This is a genomic window from Plantactinospora sp. CNZ320, from assembly GCF_002846275.1.
Window position 1 is genome coordinate 7,149,601 of record NZ_PJMP01000001.1, and the last position, 20,906, is coordinate 7,170,506.

Below are 20,906 nucleotides of genomic sequence, written 5' to 3' on the forward strand. Positions count from 1 at the left end.
CCGGGCGGGGCCTTGACGGCGGGCGGTGACGCTGCGCAGACTGTCGAGGTTGGGTCGAGAGGCGCTGCGACGGACCGGTGTCCGCCACGCTCGGCCCCCACATCCCATCGGGACAAGGGCGCCTCCGCGAGGAGGAGCCGTCGATGTCCGACCCTGTCACGTCCCGCGCCCCGCACGGCGTCGTCCGAGAACTGATCACGTACCCGATCAAGGGTTGCGCCGGGACGTCGGTGGCCCGCAGCCAGGTCACCCCGGCCGGCCTCGCCCACGACCGCAGCTTCATGGTCGTCGGCCCGGGGGGCGTCTTCCGCAGCCAGCGCCGGGACCCCCGGCTGGCGCTGATCCGCCCGACAATCACCGCCGACGGTACCCGGCTGACGCTGCGTGCACCCGGCACCGATCCGGTGGATCTGGCGGTGGACCTCGACTCGGCCCGCCGCGACGTGGTGCTCTTCGGCGCCCGCTTCCAGGGCATCGACCAGGGTGAGGCGGCCGCAGGCTGGCTGTCGGAGGTGCTCGGCGCGCCGAGCCGGCTGGTCCGGGTACCGCCCGAGCACGACCGGGTCAGCGACGGCGAGATTCCGGGTACCTCCGGGTACGCCGACAGTTGCGCCGTGCACCTGCTGTCCCAGTCCACGTTGGACCTGCTCAACGAACGGCTGCTCGGCCGAGGCGCCACACCGGTGCCGATGAGCAGGTTCCGGCCGAACATCGTGGTCGACGGCTGGGACGTCCCGCACACCGAGGACCTGGTCCGGCGGGTCTCGGTGGGTGGCGTCGCACTGGCGTACGCCAAGCTCGCCGCCCGCTGCGCGGTCACCATCGTCGAGCAGCGCACCGGGCAGCGGACCGGCCCGGAGCCGCTGCGTACCCTCGCCGGCTACCGCCGGATCGCCGGCACGATCGCGTTCGGAGTCAAGTACGTCGTGTTGGCGCCGGGCGCGCTCGCGGTCGGCGACGAGGTGGCCGTCGACCAGTGGCAGCTGCCGCCCCGGCCCGACCGAATCGAGCAGACCGCTACACCAGCGGCTGGCGTGGTCTCTGGCGCGGACCTGGTTCCGCTTGGTTCGCGACCGACGCCGTCGGCCGAGGGATAACCTCCCACACACTGTCGAGCTGGGTGCAGAGGCGGGGCACGACAATCAGGACATTGCTGCGCCTCGCCCCGGTCTCACTAACGAGGCAGCTCGACAGTGTCCGTGCGGACGACTGTCTCTCCGAACCGTCGCGGACCACCGTCCTCGCCTGGAGAATGCGGCGACGATGGCGGAGGCTAGATTTCGATGATCGGCTCGTCTTCGTCCTCGGGAAGTAGCCACTTTTCGCGCGGCTCGACGAACGTCCCCTTGCCCTGATGGCGGCGGACGAGCCGGCGGGCCTCAAGGCGTACGAGCACCATTTTGATGGTCGTCGCGCCGACGCCGTAGCGCTTCGTCATCTCGGCGATCGAGGGCAGCTTGTCTCCAGGCTTCAGCTTTCCCTCAACGATCGCTGACGCGTAGGCGTTTGAGATCCGAACGTAGTCCGGCTGTGTCGGCATGGGGCACTCCTTGCATGGCACCCCGATTTGATCACGAAGAGCGAGATCCCGACAAGCTTTCGTTGACATAGGCGCCTATCGCGCCTATGTTCGGTTCCTGAGCGCTCCTTGCATGGCACGCGGGGCGTTCACCTCCCGGTCGGGGTGGTCGGCCTGCGTGTTGTCCGCCCCGGCCCCGAGTCACGCCCTGCTGTCGTACGGCGCCTCCGGCTGCGTCGGCGGGGCGGGGTGGCGCCGGTCCGACAGCAACCGGGGATCCGGGCCGGCGCCACCCATCCACGTCCTGACCTGCTGCGGAAGAGTCCTGACCTGTTTAGGAGAGGTTGGTGGTGTGTCGTGCGGGTTCTTTTTCGGCGGCTGTTCAGACGGGATCGGAGGCCGCCCCGGCGACTCGGCCAGGTGTACCGGTCGGCGACCTGTCGCCCGCTGCTGCCCTCGCAGGTCAGGCTGCGCCGGTTCACCCCGGTCGGCTTCAGACGACAGGGAGTCGACCCGGTCGAGGTGGAAGCCTTCCTCAGCCAGGTCGCCGGTGACCTGGCCCGGGCCTACAACGAACTCGCGACCCTGCGGGAGCAGAACGCCCGGATCAAGGACGCGTTGCGCCGCTGGCAGTCCCGACAGGCGACGACGGCACCAGAGTTGGCGGACCGCTGATGGTTGACCGCTACGTCGTACACGTGCCCTTCATCGCGCCGGACCCGGACACGGCCCGGCAGGTGGCCCGGATGCTGGCCCGGACTCTGGGCCGGCTGCCGCAGGTCGACCAGGCCGAGGCGACCGTCTCGGTCGAGGACGACCAGACCGTGCAGTCCCGACTCTTCTGCGACCGGCTGCTGGCCGCCGGCAGGCGCTGCGCACTGCGCGCCGAACACGAGACGCCGTGCGCGAGTGTGGAGCTGGACAGGTGACAGGACAGCCGGCCCCTGACGCCGGGTCACCGCTGCTCGACCGCCATGCCGGTGTCCTGGCGAGCTCAGTCCGGGCTGCTGGTCAGGCTGACGATCCGCAGCGCGAGGGGAAGCGCGCCGGAGCGGAGTTGGCCGACCAGGGCCTCCGCTGCGGACCGGGTGAGACTTCCGGAGATCTGGGCGTCGCCGGTGACCACGGTCGTGACCGTCGGCGCGGAGAGCACCACGTTGTCCACGACTATGGCCACCTGGTTGGCGCCGTCCGGAGCGCTGGACGCCGCCCGGGTCAGTTCGGTGAACCGCTGCTGCCCGGCTGCGCTGAAGCTGAGCGTGACCAGCCAACCGCCGGCCTGTTCGCTCATTGTCGCCTTTGCATCCCCGATGTCCGCAGACGAGAGTGCGGCGGCGTCGAGCAGATATTTGTACGACGGCTTGCTCTGGTCGCAGGTGACGGACCGCTCGTTCGGGTCCCGACCCACCTCGGCCGGACGCGCCAGTAGTTGTGCGCAGGTCAACTGCGGGACGACGGCCAGCACGTCCGCCGGCAGTACGGCCAGCTCGGCGGGCGAGAGCGTGGTGAACGGGAGAAGTGCTTCCCGAGTCTCCGGGGCGAGCTGGGCCAGGGTGGCGCGGTCCGGAGTCAGCGACTGGGCGACCTGGTACGCGGGGCCGAGCTTGGTTATCACCTGATCCCGGCTGGGCAGCGGTCCGTTCGACGGAGCCGCTGTCGCCGGGGCGCCGGTGGCTCCGTCACCGGATTCCGGTGTCGTGGCGAGCACCCGGCGGAATTGGAGGTCGCCGACGGCCACCAGCGCGCGAAGGTCCGTTTCATGATCGGTTCCGGCTACCCGTATCACGATCCTGCGGTCCCCGGAGAGCCGCACCGACGGCTCGGCCAACCCGACGGCTTCGGCCCGGTCGGCGAGCATCTGCCGGGTACGTTCGATCGCTGCCTTGCCAGGGGCCGTCTCGCCCGGTCCCACCGCCTCCACGGTGATCGTCGTGCTGCCGGGTGGGCCACTGAGGAACCGATCGCGGACCACGAAGGTCAGCACCACCGCCCCGGCGCAGCAGAGTACGGCCAGAGCCACCCCGCCCGCGACCAACCGCCAGCCAGGTTTTCTGCGGCTGCCGGAGACCGGCCCGGGCGGAGTGCTGGAGGGCTGTCCGGTAGGGGAGTGCCCCACAGCCGGCGTCGATGGGGGGTGGCCATGATCCATGGGGTACACATTAGACACGTCAGGGACATTGTCGGGTCCATCGATGACGGCGCCGGGAACGCCGGCGATCCGATTTCCGACCTTGTTACGGGTGGCATTGTCACGACACGTGCGAATAACGTTGCCGTGTGTCGCAATCAGGCAGCGCACAGTGGCGGGCGTGCATCCGGGACGATCGCGCCGCGATCCGTGGCGCCGGCATCGTCCTCGGTGACCGGCACGTGCTCACCTGTGCGCACATCCTGCTGCCGCAGAACCCCAGTGTGGAGGGAGGGCGGCCGGAGCAGGAGTTCCAGGTGGAGCTGGTCGGACGCCGTACCGCCGGACCGGTGGCCCTGGGCCGGGTGGTCGACGGCTGCTGGAAACCGCCACAGGACGACCAGCGGGCCGACCTGGCCCTGCTCGGGCTCGCCGAGCCGTTGCCGTACGCGACCGGTCCGGTGCTGCGCCGGCTGCCGTCCGGGGCGCGTCGCGCGGTACGGATGTTCGGGTTCCCGTCGACGGTCCCGACCGGCGTCTGGGCCAGGGCCCGGCTCGCCGGGGACGGTGGGCCGGGCGGCGAGTGGATCCAACTCGACTCCGAGCCGACCGGTCCCGCCGTGGAGCCCGGGTTCAGCGGTACGGCGGTCTTCGACGAGGAGACCGAGCACGTGCTGGGAATCGTGGTCAGCTATCTCGCCGGCCGGGGTTCGGCGCTCTCCTGGATGATTCCGGTCGAGACGATCATCAGATACCTGCCCCTGGTGCGCGACTGGGTCAGCGGCGACTCGGCGGTCGACGCGAGTTTCGCCACGCCGATCGGACCGGTGGCCACCGACGAGTCGGTGGTCCGGCAGCTCACCGACTTCCTCGCCCCCGGTGCCCCGCCGGATTCCCGGATCATCGTCACCGCCCCGGGCTCGGCCGCACACGCCGCCCTGCGCGAAGTCGTGCTGCGGACCAGCCGCGAGTTCCGGCCCGCCGGCACCGGACAGGGCGGGCCGGCGCCGGCCGCACCAGGAGAATCCCCGCCGGGTCGGGTCGATCCGGCGCTCGACGTGTCGGGCCGGATCGACCTGGCACTCGACGTGTCCGGCCGCACGGTGGCGGAGGTGGCCAGCCGGATCGTCAACTGGATGAGCGTCGGCGCCGACCCGGAGAAGTCGCTGGCCGACAGCATGGCCGGCGAGCCGCCGCCGATGAACCTGGTCCTCGACGGCGTGGACCGGGCCATCGACCCGGAAGCGCTGGTCGCCGAGGTGGTACGACCGATCGCCGACCAGGTCGCCGGCCGCGACCTACGACTGCTGCTCGCCTTCCACGACGACCGGGCGCCGAGCCTCGACTACGCCGCGCTCGAACTGCTGGCCGCCCGGATCGCCGAGGTACGGGCCGCCGAGCAGGCCGCCCGGGAGCGGTACGCGTACGTCGCCGCCCGGATCAAGCCGGTGCCCGCCCCGCCGTCGCACGAACCGGGGTTACGGCTGCGGCTGGCCGCGCTGCGGGCGGCCGCTGCGCAACCCGGTGACACGCCGCTGCTGCCGACCATCGAGTCGTGCCGGCGGAAGGCGGATCGGGCCCTCGACGCCGCCAGGCGGGCCGGCCGGGAACTGGGGGCACTCCTCGACGAACGCGACCGGTTGCGGGACCGGATCGACGGGTACCGGGCGGCTGTGCCGGCACCGCTGCGGGAGGATCCGGAGCTGACCGCGCTCTATCGCGAGGCGCACGAGGCGCTCTGGCGCGGCCCGTCCGACCTGGCGGCCTGCACCGTGCTGGTCGACAGGTACGGCGTGGCGATCCGGCGCCGCTCCGCGAGAATGGACGACCGTCCTGCGGCGAAGGCGGGCGACCGTTCTGCGGCGAAGGCGGGCGACCGTCCTGCGGCGAAGGTGGACGACCGTCGTGTGGCGGGGCCGGACGATGCGGGATCGACCGGTGGTCGGGACGATAGTCCGGGGGCGGCGTGATGACGAGCAGGTGCAACCGCCCGGGCTGCACCGGGACGGTGGACGAGACCAGATTCTGCGACACCTGCGACCGCCGGCCGTTGCCGAGCCCGTCCGGAGAGTCGTCCGGCGAGCCGTCGGCCGTCGTCCCCGGCTCGACGGCCTCCAGCGGCTCGTCCTGGCTGGTCGGCGGCCTCGTGCCGATGCCGGAACTGGAGCCCGCCGACCCGGTCAGCCGGCTGCGCGGCGACACCGAGGTCCCCGAGTCGAGCCGGTTCTGCGGCAACTGCGGTGCGCAGGTCGGCCGGAGCTTCCGTGGCCAGCCCGCACTGCCGAAGGGATTCTGCGGCCACTGCCAAAGCCCGTACTCGTTCGTGCCGGAGCTGCGTCGCGGTGACCTGGTGGCCGACCAGTACGAGGTCGACGGCTGCCTCGCCAGGGGTGGACTCGGCTGGGTCTACCTGGCCCGGGACACCCACCTGGACGGCAACCCTGTCGTCCTCAAGGGACTGATCAGCAACGACGCGGCGGCGCTCCGGCTCGCCGTCGCCGAACGCCGCTTCCTGACCACCCTCGACCACCCCAACATCGTCCGCATCTTCAACTCGGTCACCCACCGCGACCCGCGCACCGGGGAGCAGGCGGGCTACATCGTGATGGAGTACCTCAACGGGCAGTCGTTGCAGGACGTGCAGGAGGCCGCCGCCCGGCGCACCGGGCCGTTGCCGATCGAGCACGTGCTCGCGTACGGGCACGAGATCCTCGCGGCGATGGAGTACCTGCACGGCCGGGGTCTGCTCTACTGCGACATGAAGCCGGCGAACGTGATCCGCTGCGCCGACCGGATCAAGGTGATCGACATCGGCGGCGTACGCCGGCTCGACGACGACAAGAGCCCGAGGGTCGGTACCGACTTCTTCCAGGTACCGCCGGACGAGATCGGCCGGCACGGACTGACCGTCCGGTCGGACATCCACACCGTCGGCCGTACCCTCCAGGTGCTCTTCGAGGTCAGCGACGAGGGGTGCCGGGCTGCCCCGGCCGGCGCCGACGGGATCGCCTTCGGGGTGGAGTCGTTCGTCCGCCTGGTCAACCGGGCCGTCGCCGGGCACGACCGCCGGTTCGCCACCGCCGCCGAGATGTCTGGGCAGCTCAAGGGGGTACTCCGGGAGGTGCTGGCGCTGCGGACCGGCCGGCCCCACCCGGTGCGCTCGACGGTCTTCGCCCCGACCCCGGTACTGCTGGACGGCGGGCTCGGCGCCGTACCCGGACTGGACCTCTGGATCAGGGGCGCGACTGACACACTCGACGTCACGCCGCCCTCGCCTTCCTGGGCGGCCGCCGGGCTGCCGCTGCCGATCGTGGACCCGGACGACGAGGCGGTGGACCTGCTCGCCACCGCCGGGGCGGCGGACCCGCGCGGACTGATCGAGAAGCTCGCCAACTCCGGGCTGCGCTCGGTCGAGGTCCGGCTCGCGCTCTGCCGGGCGTACCTGGAGGCGGATGATCCGGGCAGCGCGGACGGTGCCCTGGACGCGGCGGTCTCCGACCTCGGCCCTCGGGCCGAGCACGACTGGCGGATCCGTTGGCACCGGGGCCTGCTCGGGCTGGCCCGCGCGGACGTGCCGGCGGCCGAGACCGAGTTCAACGCCGTCTACGCCGACTGCCCCGGCGAGATCGCCCCGAAGCTCGCCCTCGGCTTCTGCGCCGAGCACCTCGGCGAGTACGACTGGGCGGGTCGCTGCTACCGGGCGATCTGGCGACGTGACCGGAGCGAGGGCAGTGCCGCGTTCGGGCTGGCCCGGCTGCGGCTGCGCGACGGCGACCGGGCCGGGGCGGTGCGGATCCTGGACGAGGTGCCGAGGGAGACCCTGCACTACGAGCGGGCCCGGGTCGCGGCGGTCCGTATCCTCTGCGGCCGGCTGCCGGCCGGCGGCCCGACCCGGGCCGACGTCGCCGAGGCGGTACGCCGACTGCCCGCGCTGCGCCTCGACGGCGGCAACCCGACAGGTGAGGCCAGGGACCGGCTGACGGCGCTGGTCCAGGCGGCGGCGCTCGGCCTGTTCCACACGGGTTCGGTCGCCGGCACGCTCACCGGCGCCCGAGACGGGAACGGGTTCGGTGACGGTGACGGCGACGGGGGCGGGTTCGGTGACGGTGGTGAGGTGCTCGGGCCGGAGCCGACCGAGGACGACCTCCGGCGGCGGCTGGAGCGGTCGATGCGGGTGCTCGCCGCACAGGCCCGGACGCTCGACGACCACGGCGCGCTGGTCGACCTCGCCAACGCGGTACGGCCGAGGACCCCGTGGTGACGGCCCGACGGCCGCGACAGCCCGACGGCCCCAGCAGTCCGGCGGCCGCGACAGCCCGACAGCCCGGCGGCCCGTTTTCGGGGGCGGGGCCGGGGGCGGGGTCGGATGAGAGGTGGTGAGGACTCGATGGGGATGGGAGATGCCGGGGTGACACCAGGACCGGGCGGAAGCGGCCCGCCACACGCCTTCGAGCTGGAGATCGTGCAGAACCCGTACCGGTCGACCTCGGACACCGGGATGTCTGTCGTGCTCAGGGTGACCGCCCGGTCCCCGGCCCAGGCGGTGATGCCGGCGCCGACCTCGGCCGGTGTGGTGGTGCTTGTCGACTGTTCCAGCTCGATGAGCTACCCGCAGGCCAAGATTGCGGCGGCGAAACAGGCCACCCGGGCCGCGATCGACGCCATCCGGGACGGCAGCAGCTTCGCCATCGTCGCCGGCACCGACACCGCCCGGATGGTCTATCCCGAACGGGCGACCACGGCGGTGGCCAGCGACAGCACCCGGGCTGAGGCGAAGCGGGCCACCGGACACCTCTACGCCAGCGGCGGCACCGCGATGGGCCGCTGGCTGCGGCTCGCGGACCAACTGCTGGGACCGCACCCCGATCTGGTACGGCACGTGATCCTGCTGACCGACGGCCGCAACGAGCACGAGACACCCGAACAACTGGAAGAGGTACTGACCGGTTGCGCGGGCAACTTCGTCTGCGACGCCCGGGGCATCGGCGACGACTGGGACCACCGTCAGTTGTTGCGGATCACCTCCGTGCTGCGCGGCAGCGCCGAGGCGATCGGCAACGTCGACGAACTCGCCGCCGACTTCGAGTCGATTATGGACAAAGCAATGGGCAAGCAGGTGCCCGACCTGCGAATCCGGCTCACCACCGCCCCCGGCGTACGGGTCCGGTCGGTACGCCAGGAGACGCCGATCCTGGCCGACCTGACCGAGCACGCGACGACGCTCGACAACCGGACCACCGAGTTCTACACCGGCTCCTGGACCGGCGACGAGAGCCGCGACTTCCTGGTGGACCTGTCGATCGGCTACGGGTCGAACGGTGACCGCCCGCCGCTTGAGGAGGAGGTCCGGGCTGCCCGGGTGGACCTGCTGATGGCGGGTGAGCGGTGCGCCGCCCCACGGCCGATCGTGCTCTGCTGGACCGACGACCCGGTCGCGCCGACCCGGATCGAGCCGTTGCTCGCCCGGCATCTCGGGCAGGAGGAGTTGGGCGATGCCGTCGCAGCCGGCTGCAACGCCCTGGAGGCGGGGGACCGCAGCACCGCCGAGGCACAGCTCGGGATCGCCGTCGCGCTGGCGGAGCGGCTCGGCAACGCCGAGGTCCTGCACCGGCTGGCCGGGCTGGTGGAGGTCACCGGCGACCCCGACCGGCCGGTACGGCTCAAGGAGAGATGGACCCGCAGCGCGCTGCTGCGGGCCGCGGTCAGCTCGGTGATGGTCGGCGGCGCGGAGTCGCCGTGGGACGTTCCCCAGCCCCGACGCACGCCCGTGGCCCCGGCCCCGGCGTTGGCTGAACCGTCGCCGGACGCCCCCGCCCAGGTCTGTCCCTGCGGGCGGATCTCACCGGCCGGTGCGGCGGGGTGCGAAGCCTGCCGCCGCCCGTTCGGCGAGGCGGCCGCGGTTGGCGAGGGGGCCTGATGGCGGAACCGGCGGCGGGTGACGTGGTGCGGCCGAGCACCACCCGGCGTACGCTGCTGCGCCTGCTCGGCTGCCTGCTCGGTGCCACGGTACTGGTGCTGGCCAGCTCGCTCGCCGTGATCTGGGGTGCCCATCGCACCGCCGAGACGGTACGCACCCGGAGCCTGCCCTCGGTGATGGAGCTGGCGGCGGTGCGTACCGCCCTGGTCCGGGCCGACACGGCGGCGATCACCAGCTTCCAGAGCCGGCAGGCCGTACTGGTCGGACCCGGCGAGGAATACCAGAACCAGATCGCCGCCGCCAGCCAGAGCCTGGCGCAGGCTGCCGAGGACATCGGGTCGGGCAACAGCAGCAGCCGGCAGATTCAGGTCGTGGAAGGGCTGCTGGTCACGTACATCAGCCTGATGGGGCAGGCGCACGCGCACTACCGGCAGAGCGGGCCGGACGGTCTCGCCACCGCCTACGCCTGGTACGCCTCCCGGCTGCTGCACTCCGACGGTGGAATCCTCGCCCAGATCGACGCGATGGTGGCGGCGGAGAGCGCGACGCTTCAGGCGCGGCTCTCGTCCGGATGGCTCCATCCCGGGGTGACGCTGGTCTGGGCGGTGCCGGTGCTGCTGCTGTTCCTCCTGCTCGTCGGCGCGCAACTCTTTCTGCGCCGACGGTTCCGCCGGGCGGTCAACTGGGGCCTCGCCGCCAGCACCCTGCTGCTCGTCGGGCTCGCCGCCGGTACGTCGTTCGTGCTGGTCGCGAACGAGGAGCTGGCCGGCGCCCACGCGGAACTGTCGGAGGTCCGCCGGCTGTCGGGGGAACAGTCCACCAGTGCCGACCGCCAGGGCGTCGTCGCGCTCGACGAACTCGTCGCGGACTTCTGCCGGCGGCAGGACGGCTGCGAGGTGAGCAGCGACGTGTTCCGGACCGGCTCGGGTGCCGGAGCCCCGGCCGCCTCCCCGTCCCCGCCCCCGTCGCCGGTGCCGGTGGCCGACCGTGACGTGCTGCGCCACGCGGCGGAGGTCGACGAGCAGGCGGCCTCGGCCACCGGGGCGACGTCCGGCGCGTTCGTCGTGCTGCTCCTGGCCTCGCCGATCGCGCTGCTGGTCTGGCTGGGGCTGCGGCCGCGCATCGAGGAATACCGGTACCGGTCGAAATGAGACTTCCCATGCGACGCAAGCTCGCCCAGCTGACCCTGCTGCCCGTGCTGGCCGTCGGATTGGGCCTCGGCGGCTGCCTGGGTCAGTCCGACGCGGAGACGGTGGACGTGCTCGCCTCCTGGACCGGTGCCGAGGAGGCGAGCTTCCGGGAGGTGCTGGACGCCTTCGAGAAGCGGTACGACGTCGAGGTCGACTACCGGGGCACCCGGGCCGTACGGCAGATCCTCCTCGCCGAGGTGCAGAAGGGCACCGCACCGGACGTCGCGGTACTGCCAACCCTGAGCGAGATGGCAGCCTACCTGCGCCGGGGCGTACTCCGACCGCTGGACAGCGATCCCAGCTCGTCGATGGGCGCGCAGTGGCGTCGGCTGGCCCAACTCAACGAGGGCGACGGGCTGGACGTGCTGCCGATCAAGGCCGACCTGAAGAGCCTCGTCTGGTACGTGCCGGAGCGGGAGCCGTTCGGCGCGGCGGGAGCACCGCGAAGCTGGGAGGCGCTGGTCGAGACGAGCCGGTCGCTGGCGACGGCGGGCAGGACCCCGTGGTGTCTGGGGATGAGCGCCACCCCCGGCTCCGGGTGGCCGGGTACGGACTGGATAGAGGACATCCTGCTGCACCGCTCCGGGACGGCCGCCTACGACGCCTGGTCGGCCGGCCGGCTGGGCTGGACCGCACCGGAGGTACGGGCGGCCTGGAAGGCCTGGGGCGACCTGGTCGGCGCGCCGGGGATGGTACGGGGAGGTAGCGCCGCCGCCCTGCTGACCGAGTTCACCGACGCCGGCAGGCCGATGTTCACCAGCCAGCCCGGCTGTCTCTTCGAACACCAGGCGTCGTTCGTGATCGGCATGCGGGCCGGCTATCTCGCAGACGAGCCGAGCGGCGCCATCCGGTCGGCGGACGTCCTCGGCGCAGACTATTTTCCCTTCCCGACCTTCGACGGCACCGGCCCCGGCGGCACCGGTTCCGACAATGCCGGCCCCGGTGGCACCGGTCCCGGTGGTGGCGGACGACGGGACGGCTCGATGGCGTCGGCCGACTTCGCCGGGCTGTTCAGCGACAAGCCGGGCGCCCGCCGCCTCATCGAGTTCCTGGCCACCGACGAGGCCCAGCGGATCTGGCAGCAGAGCAGCGCCGGGAGCTTCTTCTCGGTCAACCGGGACGTCCGGCCCGGCGACGGGGACGCGCCAGGCGGCCGGGACGCGCCGGGCGACGGGGGAGTGCCGGGCGGCGTCGACAGGCGGCCAGAGGTGACCAGGAGAATCGCGGAGACACTGACGGCGAGCCCGAGTCCACTGTGTCTCGACGCCTCCGACGTGATGCCGGCGGAGATGGCGAACGCCTTCCAGCATGCGGTACTGGAGTACCTGCACGACCCGAAGCGGCTCGATCCGCTCCTGAGTCAGCTTGAACAGGTGCGAGCCGACACCGCTGGGGACGAGTGGCTGCCGGGCGCGTGCAGCGACCCGGAGTAGCCCGGTTCAGCCGAGGACGCTTGCGTACTCGCGAGCCGCGACGGCGCTGCCCTGGATCATGGTCGCGGCCTCGGTGAGGCGCTGCTTCGTCTGCTCGGCGCGGGTGATGGCCTCGGCGATCTTCGGGTGACCCGTGCCGGCGGCGACCGCCCGGAGCCGGGTGAGGACCTGCTCGGTGTTCTCGATGGCCGACCTGATCTGGTTGAGGGTGCTGTTGCCCTGGTCAGCAGCCTGAGCAAGCGCGGCTTTGACTTCCTCGATGCTGGCCATCGCGGTCCTCCCCGGTTGCCGGCGGTGCTCCACCAGCACAGGGTGGACGCCGTCACAGTTGCGTGGTCGATCGAACACTATCCGAGAGGGGTAGGTGGCGCAGCCCCGCCGGGGTCATCGCACCATCGGGAGTGGCAGCGCTTCTGGGTCCGAGTGGTGGACGCACAGCCGGGGCAGCTCGACAGTGCGCGGGTGAGACTCCCCGCAGCGCCGATCGGTAAGCTCTCTTGCGCCTTGCGTTCCTTACAGGTGTCGTGTCAGCATCGTTCCCGATGAGCCAGCCCAGCGTCCCGACCCCGGACGTCGACCCAGCACCGACCGAAGCCGCCGCACCGGCGTCGAGAGCGGTCGACGCCTCCGCGCGGCGGATCTTCGGACTGGCCCTGCCCGCCCTGGTGGTGCTGGCCGCCGAGCCGCTCTACGTACTCGTCGACACCGCCGTGCTGGGGCACCTCGGCTCGGTGCCGCTGGCCGCGCTCGCCGTCGGTGGCCCGGTGATGACCATGGTCGTCTGGATCGGCACGGTCACCGCGTACGGCACCACCGGGCGGGCGGCCCGCCGCTTCGGGTACGGCGACCGGGCCGCCGCCGTGGCCGAGGGAGTCCAGTCGTCCTGGCTCGCCCTCGCCGCCGGAGTGCTGCTGGCGGTCGCCATGCAGTTCGCGGCCGGCCCGCTGGCGCGTACCGTCGCGGGACCCGGATCCCCCGAGGTGGCCGACGGCGCGGCACTCTGGCTGCGGATCGCGGTGCTCGGCGCTCCCGGCCTGCTGCTCGCGGCGGCCGGCAACGGCTGGATGCGCGGCGTGCAGGACACCCGGCGACCGCTCTGGTTCGTGCTCGGACCGAACCTGCTCTCCGCGCTGCTCTGCCCGTTGCTGGTCTATCCGGCCGGCCTCGGCCTGGCCGGCTCGGCGATCGCGAACGTGGTCGCGCAGACCCTCTCCGGACTGCTCTTCGCCGCCGCGCTGGTCGCCGAGCGGGTGCCGCTGGCGCCCCGGCCTCGGGTGATCAGCCGGCAACTCGTGCTCAGCCGGGACCTGCTGATCCGGGGCGCCGCCTTCCAGGCCAGCTTCCTCTCCGCGACCACCGTGGCGGCCCGGTTCGGGGTGGCCGCCGTCGGCGCGCACCAGATCGCCCTGCAACTCTGGTTCTTCACCGCGCTGCTGCTCGACGCACTGGCCATCGCGGCCCAGGCACTGGTCGGGGCGGCGCTCGGGGCCGGCGACGCGGCAAGCGCCCGGCTGCTGGGCCGGCGGATCGCGATCTACGGCGGCATCTGCGGCATTGCCTTCGCGGTCGTCATCGGTGCGGGTGCCGGGGTCGTGCCCACCTGGTTCAGCGACGACCCCCAGGTACGCGAGCAGGCCATGATCGCCTGGCCGTGGTTCGTCGGGATGCAGCCGCTGGCCGGCGTCGTCTTCGCCCTCGACGGGGTGCTGATCGGCGCCGGTGATGTCCGGTTCCTGCGCAACCTGACCGTGGTGAGCGGCTTCGGCGTCTTCCTGCCGGCGATCTGGCTCACCTTCGCCCTCGATCTCGGCCTCGGCGGCATCTGGGCCGGGCTCACCCTCTTCATCGTGGCCCGACTGGTCGGACTGCTGCTCCGGATGCGCTCCGGCCGCTGGGCCGTACTCGGCGCCACCCGGTGAGTACGGCCACCGGCGGCTCCTGCCGAAACATGCCCACTGACCGAGAACCGTCATAAGTGACAGGTGCAGGTAGCCTGCCAGGACGAGTGGGACCCTGAGTCGGGGGAGTGACGGTGCCTGGCGGCCCGGGCGCGCCCCTCGGACAAGCAGCAACACCTGTGCGTCTTCGACTTCTCGCTGTCGGCGACCCCGACCGACCAGGTCTCCGCCGGCACCGTCACCTACCTGGACCCGTTCCTCGGGCCGCCGCGCCGGCTTCGCTACGACGCCGCCGCCGAGCGGTTCGCCGCCGCGGTGACGCTCTACGAGATGGCGACCGGCACCCTGCCCCAGTGGGGCGACAGCTGCGGGAGGGCGGCCAGGGCGGAAAGCTCTTCGTGGACGACCGGACGGAGGTGCTGGCCGAGCGGCTGCGCGCCTTCGCCGCCGATGTCGGGGTGACCCTGACCGACGGTCTGGTCGGCATCGCCGACGAGGACACCGAATAGCACGGCTGGTCAGCGGCGATTCACGGCCTCGGGATGCGGGTGCCGGGCTTCCAGCCGTCCCCCCGCCACTCGTTCGACGGACTGGAGGGTGGCAGCGCGAGTGCGTGGTTGTGGTTGTTGAACTCGGGCGATCGGTTGATCACCTTCTCGGTTATCGACACAGTGGCCGCCGCTTTCGCGGCCGCCGCCTCCCAACTGGTGATGAGCGACTTGGTCAACGCGTTAACTGCATTGGCCAGGCCGTTGAGGGAAGCGCCGACGTCTTTGCTGAGACTGCCCGCCACCTCGTTGTAAGTCCGGAGCTGGGCGGAGATGGTGGCGATGTGAGCGAATCCCAGGTTGGCGAACTCCAGCTGCAGATCATCGAGCGTCTTGGACGCTTTGACACCCTCGTCGCCGAGCCACTGAAGATTGTCGGCGAGCGCCTCGTGGTGCCGGCCCAAACTACTGGCGTAGATCACGTAGGCGCTGGCCGCACCGGGTGAGGCCCAGTACTGCTGAAGGTCCTTGACCTGGTTGGCCATGTTTTCCCGTAGGGTCCGGTAGGCGTTCGCCCCGAGTCGCAGGAGGTTGGCGCGGTTGGCGATGATGCCGGGCCAGGCGGCGCTGGCCTGGTCGATGAAGCCCGTGCTGGATTCGGCCGGGGCGAGGCCCCACTGCCAGACGATCTTCTCAGCGGTTTTTAGCTCGCTGTACCACTCGGTGATGAACTCCCAGAGTTTGCGGCGGCCCTCGGTCGTGAGTTCGGCCCGTCGTAGGGTCTCTGGCGTCTTCGAGAGGTCGGTTCCTGTCGGGTAGAGGTCCCGCTCGTTGATCGAGCCGTCCCGCCGCAGGATGTTCAGGTCATGGTTGACCGGGGTGTCATCGGGGATGGTCGGAATGGAGACGCTGGCGTGGCGATCGGGAAACTTCAGGTCCTCACCGGGACGGGCAACGGCACCGGGTGGGTTGCCCAGTGCCTCGACGAAGGGCATGAGCGGCCCACCAGTCAGAGCAGAGAGGTCCGCAGCGACCCTGATGTCAGCATCAGCGTAGTTGGCAGCCACCCGATACAGGGTTTGGCCGACGTCATCGAACCGTTCACTGGCGAGAGTGGCCTCTCGGACACGGTCATTGCAGGCTTCGTCCCACTCGGTCCTCCACTTCTGAACCCACTCCATCGGGCCCCAGGCGAGGTCGGGGATCGCACCGACGTGCCGGACGTAGCGCCCGATGGCCTCACAGGCCATCGCGTCGCCGTAGCGTCCACTGGCATGCCGGACCAGGGCGGCGGTCTCGACGTTGATTGTGCTCACAGGTTGCCGCCCCATCGCTGAAAGAGTCGTTCCGAGGTCCGGGCGTAGTCGGCGAGCGCGGTGGCCAAGGCACCGTGCACCTCGTCGGTGAGTTGCCGGTGGGTCAGTTCCTGGAAGGCGCCAGGCTCGATCGACACGCTGATCTCGCCCTTGGCGTTGCGGCGTGCCTCGACGTATCCCAACGGGGAGCGCCCGTGTACCGGACTGCCGTCGAGTTCGGTGCGGAAGCGGTCGTACTGGGTTTCCATGACGAAGTCCTCACAGCAGCGCGATCAGGTGTGTGGCCAGAGCCTCGGCCTTCTGCTCGGCGTCCGCGCGTAGCGTGGTCTGGTCGGCCTCGGGATCCCACCATTGCACGCGCACCTCGATCCCGATGTCGTCAGGGAGGCCCACCAGGTCGGCGGATCCGCTGTCCGCGCTGACGGCCGTGTAGCAGAACGTGCCCTGGGCTATCGAGGAAGCGGGACGTTTGAGGCCCTCGCAGGGTTTGTCGACCCACATCTCCCCCCACCGTTTCACCGTCACGCCCTCGTCGGGGTCGACACGCGGCAGAGCCACACTCACCGTGGTGCTGAGGATGGCCGGCGGGGCGGCCCGCTCGGACGGCTCGAACGAACAGACGCGCTGTGCCGGCGTCACGTCGCTCGACGGCGACGGCTGGGGGTCGAGCCTGCTCATGCCGAGGGAGGTCAGCACCGGTACGAGAGCGTCGCAGGTCGGCAGTGGTTTGTCGTGCGGGACCGGCTTCGGGTCGGGTGGTCCGAGCGAGCAGCCGGGAAGCGAGAGGGCGGCGAGCAGCAGGGTCAGCAGGGGGTACGACAGGCTGCGGCGGGCGCTCGTCACGCCGCCTCCGCTTCCTCGACGGCTTGAGCGATGGCGCGGGCCTGCTCCTGCTGGAACGCGGCGATCGCGATCCGGGCCGCGCCGGCGATCTGACGGGCGAGTTGGGCCTCGCTGTGGGTGAACCGCACATCCGGGTCAAGCTCGACCTCGATCTGACCCCGGCCGGTCAAGGTCAACGTCACGGACCGGTCCGGTGACCGTCCGACCGCGCGCATGGCACCGTAGGTGTCGGCAATGGATCCCATGTGTACCCGTCTCCGGTTGACAGCCGTTCGCGGCGGGCCGATGGACCGCATCGGCTGGTGGTTCGACTACGCAACTCACCGCTTTGATTACGCTGAGCGCCCTTCAGGATAGGGGTGGGCGACCAGGTCGTGGGGGCGGGTGGCTCAGTCGGGGTCGGGCATCAGGCCCTGGGCGCGGAGGTCGGCGACGTGTCGGGCCGGTGGTGGTTGGGAGTCGTGGTCGGAGGGGCGTGGCCCTTCCGGGCCGTCGGGGCCGACCCGGACGAAGGTTTCGACCCGGGTGACCCGGCACTGCACGCCGTTCAACTCGAAGTCGTCGGTCGTCGGCGGTGCGTGCGCCGCCTTGGCGCGGTCGTACGCCGCTCTGAACTCCTCGATCGTGGTGCTCTCGGCCATCCGGGGCCGCACGATGGAGAAGGAAACGGCGTCCCGGGCAGCCTGTGGGGTCGGGTAGGCGTCGAACGATCTGGGTCGCCAACTGCCGTCGACGTACCCGCCGATGGTGAAACCGACCGGGAGCAGCACCACGTTGGGGTGGGTGTCCAGTGCCCGGTAGGAGTCGGCGCGGACCTCGTTGGGGACTGTCTCCGCGCGGTGGAAGGCGGAGGTCATCTCGATCCGGACGATGCCGTCGGTGAGTCCGGTGCCGGCGGTCGGGTCGATGAGGAACCCGTCCATCTGGGATGGAGCATTTTCCGCCTGCCCGGGCGGGTACAGGTCGGGGTCGGTGGGTCGGGGCGGCTCCGGGCCGTCCGGCCCCATCCGGATGAACGGTTGGGCGCGGATGATCCGGTACCGGCGGCCGTTGACTGTGAGGTCGTTGACGGGTTCCCAGTCGAGCAGTTCGTACGCGGTCTCGCACTCGGCCCGCTCGGTCGCGTACTCGGGGGTGTCCGGTGTCTCGTTGTGCCGCTTGCGGAGGTGGTGGGCGAGGCTGTCCCGGGCGTACTGCGGCTCCTCAGCATCGAGCCGGATGATCCGCCACCGGCCGGCATCCAGTTCCTCGGCGAGGCCGAAGATCGGGGCACCCCACATGGTCTTCGGGTAGGCGAGCGAACGACGTCGGGCGTCGTCCTCCGAGATCATCGAGACGGGGTCGTCCCGCTGCTCAATTTTGATCAGCAGGTGATCAGGCACTGACCTGTCGTGATTGGTCATGTGCACATTGTGTTGCCTCGGAGGCGGAACCACAGCCCCGCCACCGCCACAGTTCGTCCACAAATCTCAGCGTCTTCCCCACAACGCTCCACAAAAGCTTGACAAAGCCGGGATCGCTGCGGTCCGATGCCGGCTCAGGCGGGCGGCAGGGACGCGACCGGGCGTACCGCGGTGAACTGGGCGTGCTCCTCCCTGGCGGCGGAGAGCAGCAGCAGCCACTCGTCGCAGCCCTGCCAGGGAGAGATGTCGGCGGCGCCGCCGCGTACGGTTCGAGGGCCGTCGCCGGTCCGGGGCCGGGCGTCGGAGGGGGCGTCCGCATATCCGGGGACCCACACGTCGGCGCAGAGTTCGCCCGCCGACCCCATCGCGGCCAGCCCGAACGCGTTCTCCGACGCTGCCGTCCGCTCCTCGTCAGCGAAGTCGTCGAGCAGTTGGTCCTCGTCCGGCTTCCCGTCGCCACGGAAGGTCAGCGTGGTGGTGCCGGCTCGGGCGGCGTACTCCCACTGGGCCTCGCTGGGCAGCGCGAACGGCAGCAGGCCGAGCAGCTCGTCCAGGTCGTCTTCGAGCCGGGCGGTGGCGGTGTCGGTCTCGGCGTACTCGTCCTCGTAGTCGGGAAGCCAGTGCCGGACCTGGGCCACCGTCAGCGGATGCCGGGCGATCAGGAAAGGCTCGACCCGCACCTCGCGCACCGGCTGGGCATCGCCGGCAGTGGCGAGGAACGGCTCGACGGTGTCCTCGACCTCGCCGGCGCGCTCGATGGCGCGTACCGCGTCCAGTTCCGCGTCGGACAGGCCCATCCGGAAGGTACCGCCGGGAACCTTCCGGAACACCACCCCGGACGGGATGTGCCGCCATGCCGGGCGCCCGGCCACGATCTCCTCGCTCCACATGGCGTCGAACGCTACGGCAGCCGCGATCGAGCCACGTCGGGGTGGTCGGGCGACGCGAGTCGGTGCCGGTGTACGGGTTGACCTGCCCCGTCCGCTCGTCATCGCGGCCCCTGCCCGCCGCGATCGGCGCCGTGGGCCTGGTCCCGTGCGGGTGACCCGCCGGGCAGGTCAACCCCGCCGGAACTGCCGGACGTCAGAGCCGGTCGATTCCGGTGAGGTCGATGTCCAGATCGAAGGGCTCGGAGAGCTTCAGCCGGCCGTGGAAGATACCGGTCGGCCGGTAGGCGCGGGACGACGCACCCAGGGCGTGGACGTAGACTGTGGGTTGCCCGGAGGTCTCCTCGACCCGCCAGAAGTGCGGGATGCCGGCCTGGGCATAGATCTGCGGCTTGCGTTCCCGGTCGCGCAGCACGGAGTCGGGCGAGACCACTTCCACCGCGAGCACCACCGCGTCCGCCGGATACCAGGTCTGGTCGTTGTCGACATCGGCGTCGGCGTGCACCACGATCAGGTCCGGCTCGGGGCGCTGCTGCGGGCCGAGCACCACCGACATCTCCCGCCGGACCCGGAACCGGTCCGCGGGCGCGGCGAGGGCCAGCGACTGCTCCAGCAGCCGGAGCACCTTCATGTGGAAGAGCTTCTGCGGGCTCACGAAGACGAGGCTCCCGTCGATGAGCTCGGTGTGCGGGGGGAGGCCGGGAATCCGGTCGAGATCATCGGCGGTGAAGCCACCGGGCGGCGGGCGGAACCGTTCGTACACCGGCTCGGCACTCATCGCCTCACCCCCTGCGGTCGACGTGCCCGTGACGCTCAGCATAACGAAGAGTGCCTTTCCGGCGTGGTGCTGCGCGCGGCAGCCCCTGGCCGGGGCCGGACCGGCGTGGGCGGAGCGGCTGGCGGTGGCGGTATCTGGCAGGCTGGTTGCCCGTGAATGCTTCCGCAGGCGCCGACGGTCTGATCGTGGTGGACAAGCCCGGCGGTATGACCTCGCACGACGTGGTTGCCCGGATCCGCCGGCTGGCCCGGACGCGCCGGGTCGGGCACGGCGGCACGCTGGACCCGATGGCCACCGGAGTGCTGGTGATCGGGGTCGGCAGGGCGACCCGGCTGCTGACGTACGTGATCGGGGCCGGCAAGAGCTACACCGCGACGATCCGGCTCGGCCAGTCGACGGTGACCGACGACGCCGAGGGCGAGGTGGTCGCGGCCACCCCGGCCGGGCAGGTCACCGACGACGCCGTCCGCGCCGGGCTCGCCGCGCTGACCGGTGAGATCGACCAGGTACCGAGCGCGGTCAGCGCGATCAAGATCGACGGGCAGCGGGCCTACAAGCGGGTACGCGACGGCGAGACCGTCGCCCTCGCCGCGCGCCGGGTAACCGTCTCCCGACTCGATCTGCTGGCCATCCGCCGACTCGACCTGCCGGCGAGCGCTGTCGGGGCGGGGACGGTCGTCGGCGACGAGGGACTGGCCGTGCTCGACGTGGACGTGGCGGTGGACTGCTCGTCCGGGACGTACATCCGGGCACTCGCCCGGGACCTCGGCGCCGCGCTCGGGGTCGGCGGGCACCTCACCGCACTGCGGCGTACCGCCGTGGGTGGCTTCACGCTGGCCGAGGCGGCAACCCTGCCCGAGCTGGAGGAACGCGCCCCGGACGTGGTGAACCTGAGCGTCGAGGCGGCGGCCCGGCGGTTCTTCCCGCAGCGCCAGGCCAGCTCCGACGAGGCGAAGGTGCTCTCGCACGGTGGTCCGCTCGACCCGGCCGGCATCACCGGGCCGTACGCGGTCTTCGATCCGGCGGGTGGCCTGATCGCTATCGTCAGCGACCGGGACGGCCGGGCCCGGGCGGAGATCGTGCTCGCCCCGGCCTGAGCGAGTGGT

Annotated in this window: 21 protein-coding genes; 11 read left to right on the top strand and 10 right to left on the bottom strand. The window is 71.4% G+C overall.

All coding sequences use genetic code 11. The features are described 5' to 3' along the window. Positions 1-143 precede the first annotated feature (143 nt). The gene (locus CLT71_RS31985) at positions 144-1,097 is read left to right on the top strand and encodes an MOSC N-terminal beta barrel domain-containing protein (RefSeq protein ID WP_101370380.1); all 954 of its coding nucleotides are present in this window, start codon (positions 144-146) and stop codon (positions 1,095-1,097) included. A gap of 176 nt (positions 1,098-1,273) precedes the next feature. Here CLT71_RS31985 and CLT71_RS31990 read toward each other — a convergent pair whose 3' ends face one another. Then, on the bottom strand, positions 1,274-1,540 hold the full coding sequence (locus tag CLT71_RS31990; RefSeq protein ID WP_101370381.1) for a winged helix-turn-helix domain-containing protein: 267 nt from the start codon (positions 1,538-1,540) through the stop codon (positions 1,274-1,276). 336 nt (positions 1,541-1,876) lie between these two features. Here CLT71_RS31990 and CLT71_RS31995 point away from each other — a divergent pair, with 336 nt between their 5' ends. Together CLT71_RS31995 and CLT71_RS32000 are read left to right on the top strand one after the other, a co-directional pair. Then, positions 1,877-2,194, top strand: coding sequence for a DivIVA domain-containing protein (locus CLT71_RS31995; RefSeq protein ID WP_486483569.1), 318 nt, complete (start codon positions 1,877-1,879; stop codon positions 2,192-2,194). Beyond that, the gene (locus CLT71_RS32000) at positions 2,194-2,448 is read left to right on the top strand and encodes a hypothetical protein (protein WP_101370382.1); all 255 of its coding nucleotides are present in this window, start codon (positions 2,194-2,196) and stop codon (positions 2,446-2,448) included. Before CLT71_RS31995 ends, CLT71_RS32000 begins: the two co-directional genes overlap by 1 nt. A 65-nt stretch (positions 2,449-2,513) precedes the next feature. Here the strand turns inward: CLT71_RS32000 and CLT71_RS32005 are convergent, their stop codons facing one another. Continuing rightward, positions 2,514-3,539: a SecDF P1 head subdomain-containing protein gene (locus tag CLT71_RS32005; RefSeq protein ID WP_143743692.1), complete on the bottom strand. Its 1,026-nt coding sequence runs from the start codon at positions 3,537-3,539 to the stop codon at positions 2,514-2,516. 257 nt (positions 3,540-3,796) lie between these two features. Here CLT71_RS32005 and CLT71_RS32010 point away from each other — a divergent pair, with 257 nt between their 5' ends. The 5 genes from CLT71_RS32010 (at position 3,797) to CLT71_RS32030 (ending at position 12,187) form a co-directional block, all read left to right on the top strand. Beyond that, on the top strand, positions 3,797-5,617 hold the full coding sequence (locus CLT71_RS32010) for a S1 family peptidase (RefSeq protein WP_101370384.1): 1,821 nt from the start codon (positions 3,797-3,799) through the stop codon (positions 5,615-5,617). Between the two features lie 38 nt (positions 5,618-5,655). Further along, positions 5,656-7,908, top strand: coding sequence for a tetratricopeptide repeat protein (locus CLT71_RS32015; protein WP_199187785.1), 2,253 nt, complete (start codon positions 5,656-5,658; stop codon positions 7,906-7,908). 126 nt (positions 7,909-8,034) lie between these two features. Further along, positions 8,035-9,564, top strand: a complete 1,530-nt coding sequence (locus tag CLT71_RS32020) for a VWA domain-containing protein (RefSeq protein WP_158242344.1) — start codon at positions 8,035-8,037, stop codon at positions 9,562-9,564. Continuing rightward, a complete protein-coding gene (locus CLT71_RS32025) occupies positions 9,564-10,715 on the top strand; it encodes a hypothetical protein (protein WP_101370387.1) in 1,152 nt (383 codons plus the stop codon). The genes CLT71_RS32020 and CLT71_RS32025 overlap by 1 nt, the downstream gene beginning before the upstream one ends. A gap of 8 nt (positions 10,716-10,723) precedes the next feature. Further along, on the top strand, positions 10,724-12,187 hold the full coding sequence (locus CLT71_RS32030; protein ID WP_101370388.1) for an ABC transporter substrate-binding protein: 1,464 nt from the start codon (positions 10,724-10,726) through the stop codon (positions 12,185-12,187). Between the two features lie 6 nt (positions 12,188-12,193). Here CLT71_RS32030 and CLT71_RS32035 read toward each other — a convergent pair whose 3' ends face one another. Further along, positions 12,194-12,457: a hypothetical protein gene (locus tag CLT71_RS32035; protein ID WP_101371969.1), complete on the bottom strand. Its 264-nt coding sequence runs from the start codon at positions 12,455-12,457 to the stop codon at positions 12,194-12,196. 272 nt (positions 12,458-12,729) lie between these two features. On the opposite strand from CLT71_RS32035, the gene CLT71_RS32040 reads away from it, so the two are divergent. Further along, on the top strand, positions 12,730-14,106 hold the full coding sequence (locus CLT71_RS32040) for an MATE family efflux transporter (protein WP_101370389.1): 1,377 nt from the start codon (positions 12,730-12,732) through the stop codon (positions 14,104-14,106). A 332-nt stretch (positions 14,107-14,438) separates the two neighbouring features. Further along, positions 14,439-14,594 (top strand): hypothetical protein, encoded by a 156-nt coding sequence (locus CLT71_RS37195; protein ID WP_158242345.1) that lies wholly within the window; start codon positions 14,439-14,441, stop codon positions 14,592-14,594. Positions 14,595-14,614: 20 nt separating this feature from the next. Here the strand turns inward: CLT71_RS37195 and CLT71_RS32050 are convergent, their stop codons facing one another. From CLT71_RS32050 to CLT71_RS32080, 7 genes are all read right to left on the bottom strand, one after another. Then, on the bottom strand, positions 14,615-15,889 hold the full coding sequence (locus CLT71_RS32050; RefSeq protein WP_101370390.1) for a hypothetical protein: 1,275 nt from the start codon (positions 15,887-15,889) through the stop codon (positions 14,615-14,617). Then, the gene (locus CLT71_RS32055; protein ID WP_101370391.1) at positions 15,886-16,137 is read right to left on the bottom strand and encodes a hypothetical protein; all 252 of its coding nucleotides are present in this window, start codon (positions 16,135-16,137) and stop codon (positions 15,886-15,888) included. The genes CLT71_RS32050 and CLT71_RS32055 overlap by 4 nt, the downstream gene beginning before the upstream one ends. 10 nt (positions 16,138-16,147) lie before the next feature. Continuing rightward, entirely contained in the window at positions 16,148-16,732 is a 585-nt protein-coding gene (locus tag CLT71_RS32060; RefSeq protein ID WP_101370392.1) for a hypothetical protein, read from the bottom strand. After that, positions 16,729-17,028: a YbaB/EbfC family nucleoid-associated protein gene (locus tag CLT71_RS38350; protein ID WP_486483570.1), complete on the bottom strand. Its 300-nt coding sequence runs from the start codon at positions 17,026-17,028 to the stop codon at positions 16,729-16,731. The genes CLT71_RS32060 and CLT71_RS38350 overlap by 4 nt, the downstream gene beginning before the upstream one ends. Before the next feature lie 93 nt (positions 17,029-17,121). Then, positions 17,122-18,135 carry a DUF5954 family protein gene (locus CLT71_RS32070; RefSeq protein WP_101370394.1) on the bottom strand — a complete coding sequence of 338 codons (1,014 nt, stop codon included), beginning with the start codon at positions 18,133-18,135 and terminating at the stop codon, positions 17,122-17,124. Between the two features lie 134 nt (positions 18,136-18,269). Beyond that, positions 18,270-19,025 (bottom strand): SUMF1/EgtB/PvdO family nonheme iron enzyme, encoded by a 756-nt coding sequence (locus tag CLT71_RS32075; protein ID WP_101370395.1) that lies wholly within the window; start codon positions 19,023-19,025, stop codon positions 18,270-18,272. Between the two features lie 193 nt (positions 19,026-19,218). Further along, positions 19,219-19,800, bottom strand: coding sequence for a Uma2 family endonuclease (locus CLT71_RS32080; protein ID WP_101370396.1), 582 nt, complete (start codon positions 19,798-19,800; stop codon positions 19,219-19,221). A gap of 152 nt (positions 19,801-19,952) precedes the next feature. On the opposite strand from CLT71_RS32080, the gene truB reads away from it, so the two are divergent. Beyond that, entirely contained in the window at positions 19,953-20,897 is a 945-nt protein-coding gene (truB, locus tag CLT71_RS32085) for a tRNA pseudouridine(55) synthase TruB (protein ID WP_486483571.1), read from the top strand. The last annotated feature ends 9 nt before the right edge of the window (positions 20,898-20,906 follow it).

Excerpts from the sequence above, each read along its gene's own strand:
- CLT71_RS32040 (WP_101370389.1), top strand. The coding sequence starts at position 12,730 with ATGAGCCAGCCCAGCGTCCCGACCCCGGACGTCGACCCAGCACCGACC.
- CLT71_RS38350 (WP_486483570.1), bottom strand. The coding sequence starts at position 17,028 with ATGCGGTCCATCGGCCCGCCGCGAACGGCTGTCAACCGGAGACGGGTA.
- CLT71_RS31985 (WP_101370380.1), top strand. The coding sequence starts at position 144 with ATGTCCGACCCTGTCACGTCCCGCGCCCCGCACGGCGTCGTCCGAGAA.
- CLT71_RS32055 (WP_101370391.1), bottom strand. The coding sequence starts at position 16,137 with ATGGAAACCCAGTACGACCGCTTCCGCACCGAACTCGACGGCAGTCCG.
- CLT71_RS32075 (WP_101370395.1), bottom strand. The coding sequence starts at position 19,025 with ATGTGGAGCGAGGAGATCGTGGCCGGGCGCCCGGCATGGCGGCACATC.
- CLT71_RS32035 (WP_101371969.1), bottom strand. The coding sequence starts at position 12,457 with ATGGCCAGCATCGAGGAAGTCAAAGCCGCGCTTGCTCAGGCTGCTGAC.
- CLT71_RS32025 (WP_101370387.1), top strand. The coding sequence starts at position 9,564 with ATGGCGGAACCGGCGGCGGGTGACGTGGTGCGGCCGAGCACCACCCGG.
- CLT71_RS32070 (WP_101370394.1), bottom strand. The coding sequence starts at position 18,135 with ATGACCAATCACGACAGGTCAGTGCCTGATCACCTGCTGATCAAAATT.
- CLT71_RS32000 (WP_101370382.1), top strand. The coding sequence starts at position 2,194 with ATGGTTGACCGCTACGTCGTACACGTGCCCTTCATCGCGCCGGACCCG.
- CLT71_RS32030 (WP_101370388.1), top strand. The coding sequence starts at position 10,724 with ATGCGACGCAAGCTCGCCCAGCTGACCCTGCTGCCCGTGCTGGCCGTC.
- CLT71_RS32080 (WP_101370396.1), bottom strand. The coding sequence starts at position 19,800 with ATGAGTGCCGAGCCGGTGTACGAACGGTTCCGCCCGCCGCCCGGTGGC.
- CLT71_RS32020 (WP_158242344.1), top strand. The coding sequence starts at position 8,035 with ATGGGGATGGGAGATGCCGGGGTGACACCAGGACCGGGCGGAAGCGGC.
- CLT71_RS31990 (WP_101370381.1), bottom strand. The coding sequence starts at position 1,540 with ATGCCGACACAGCCGGACTACGTTCGGATCTCAAACGCCTACGCGTCA.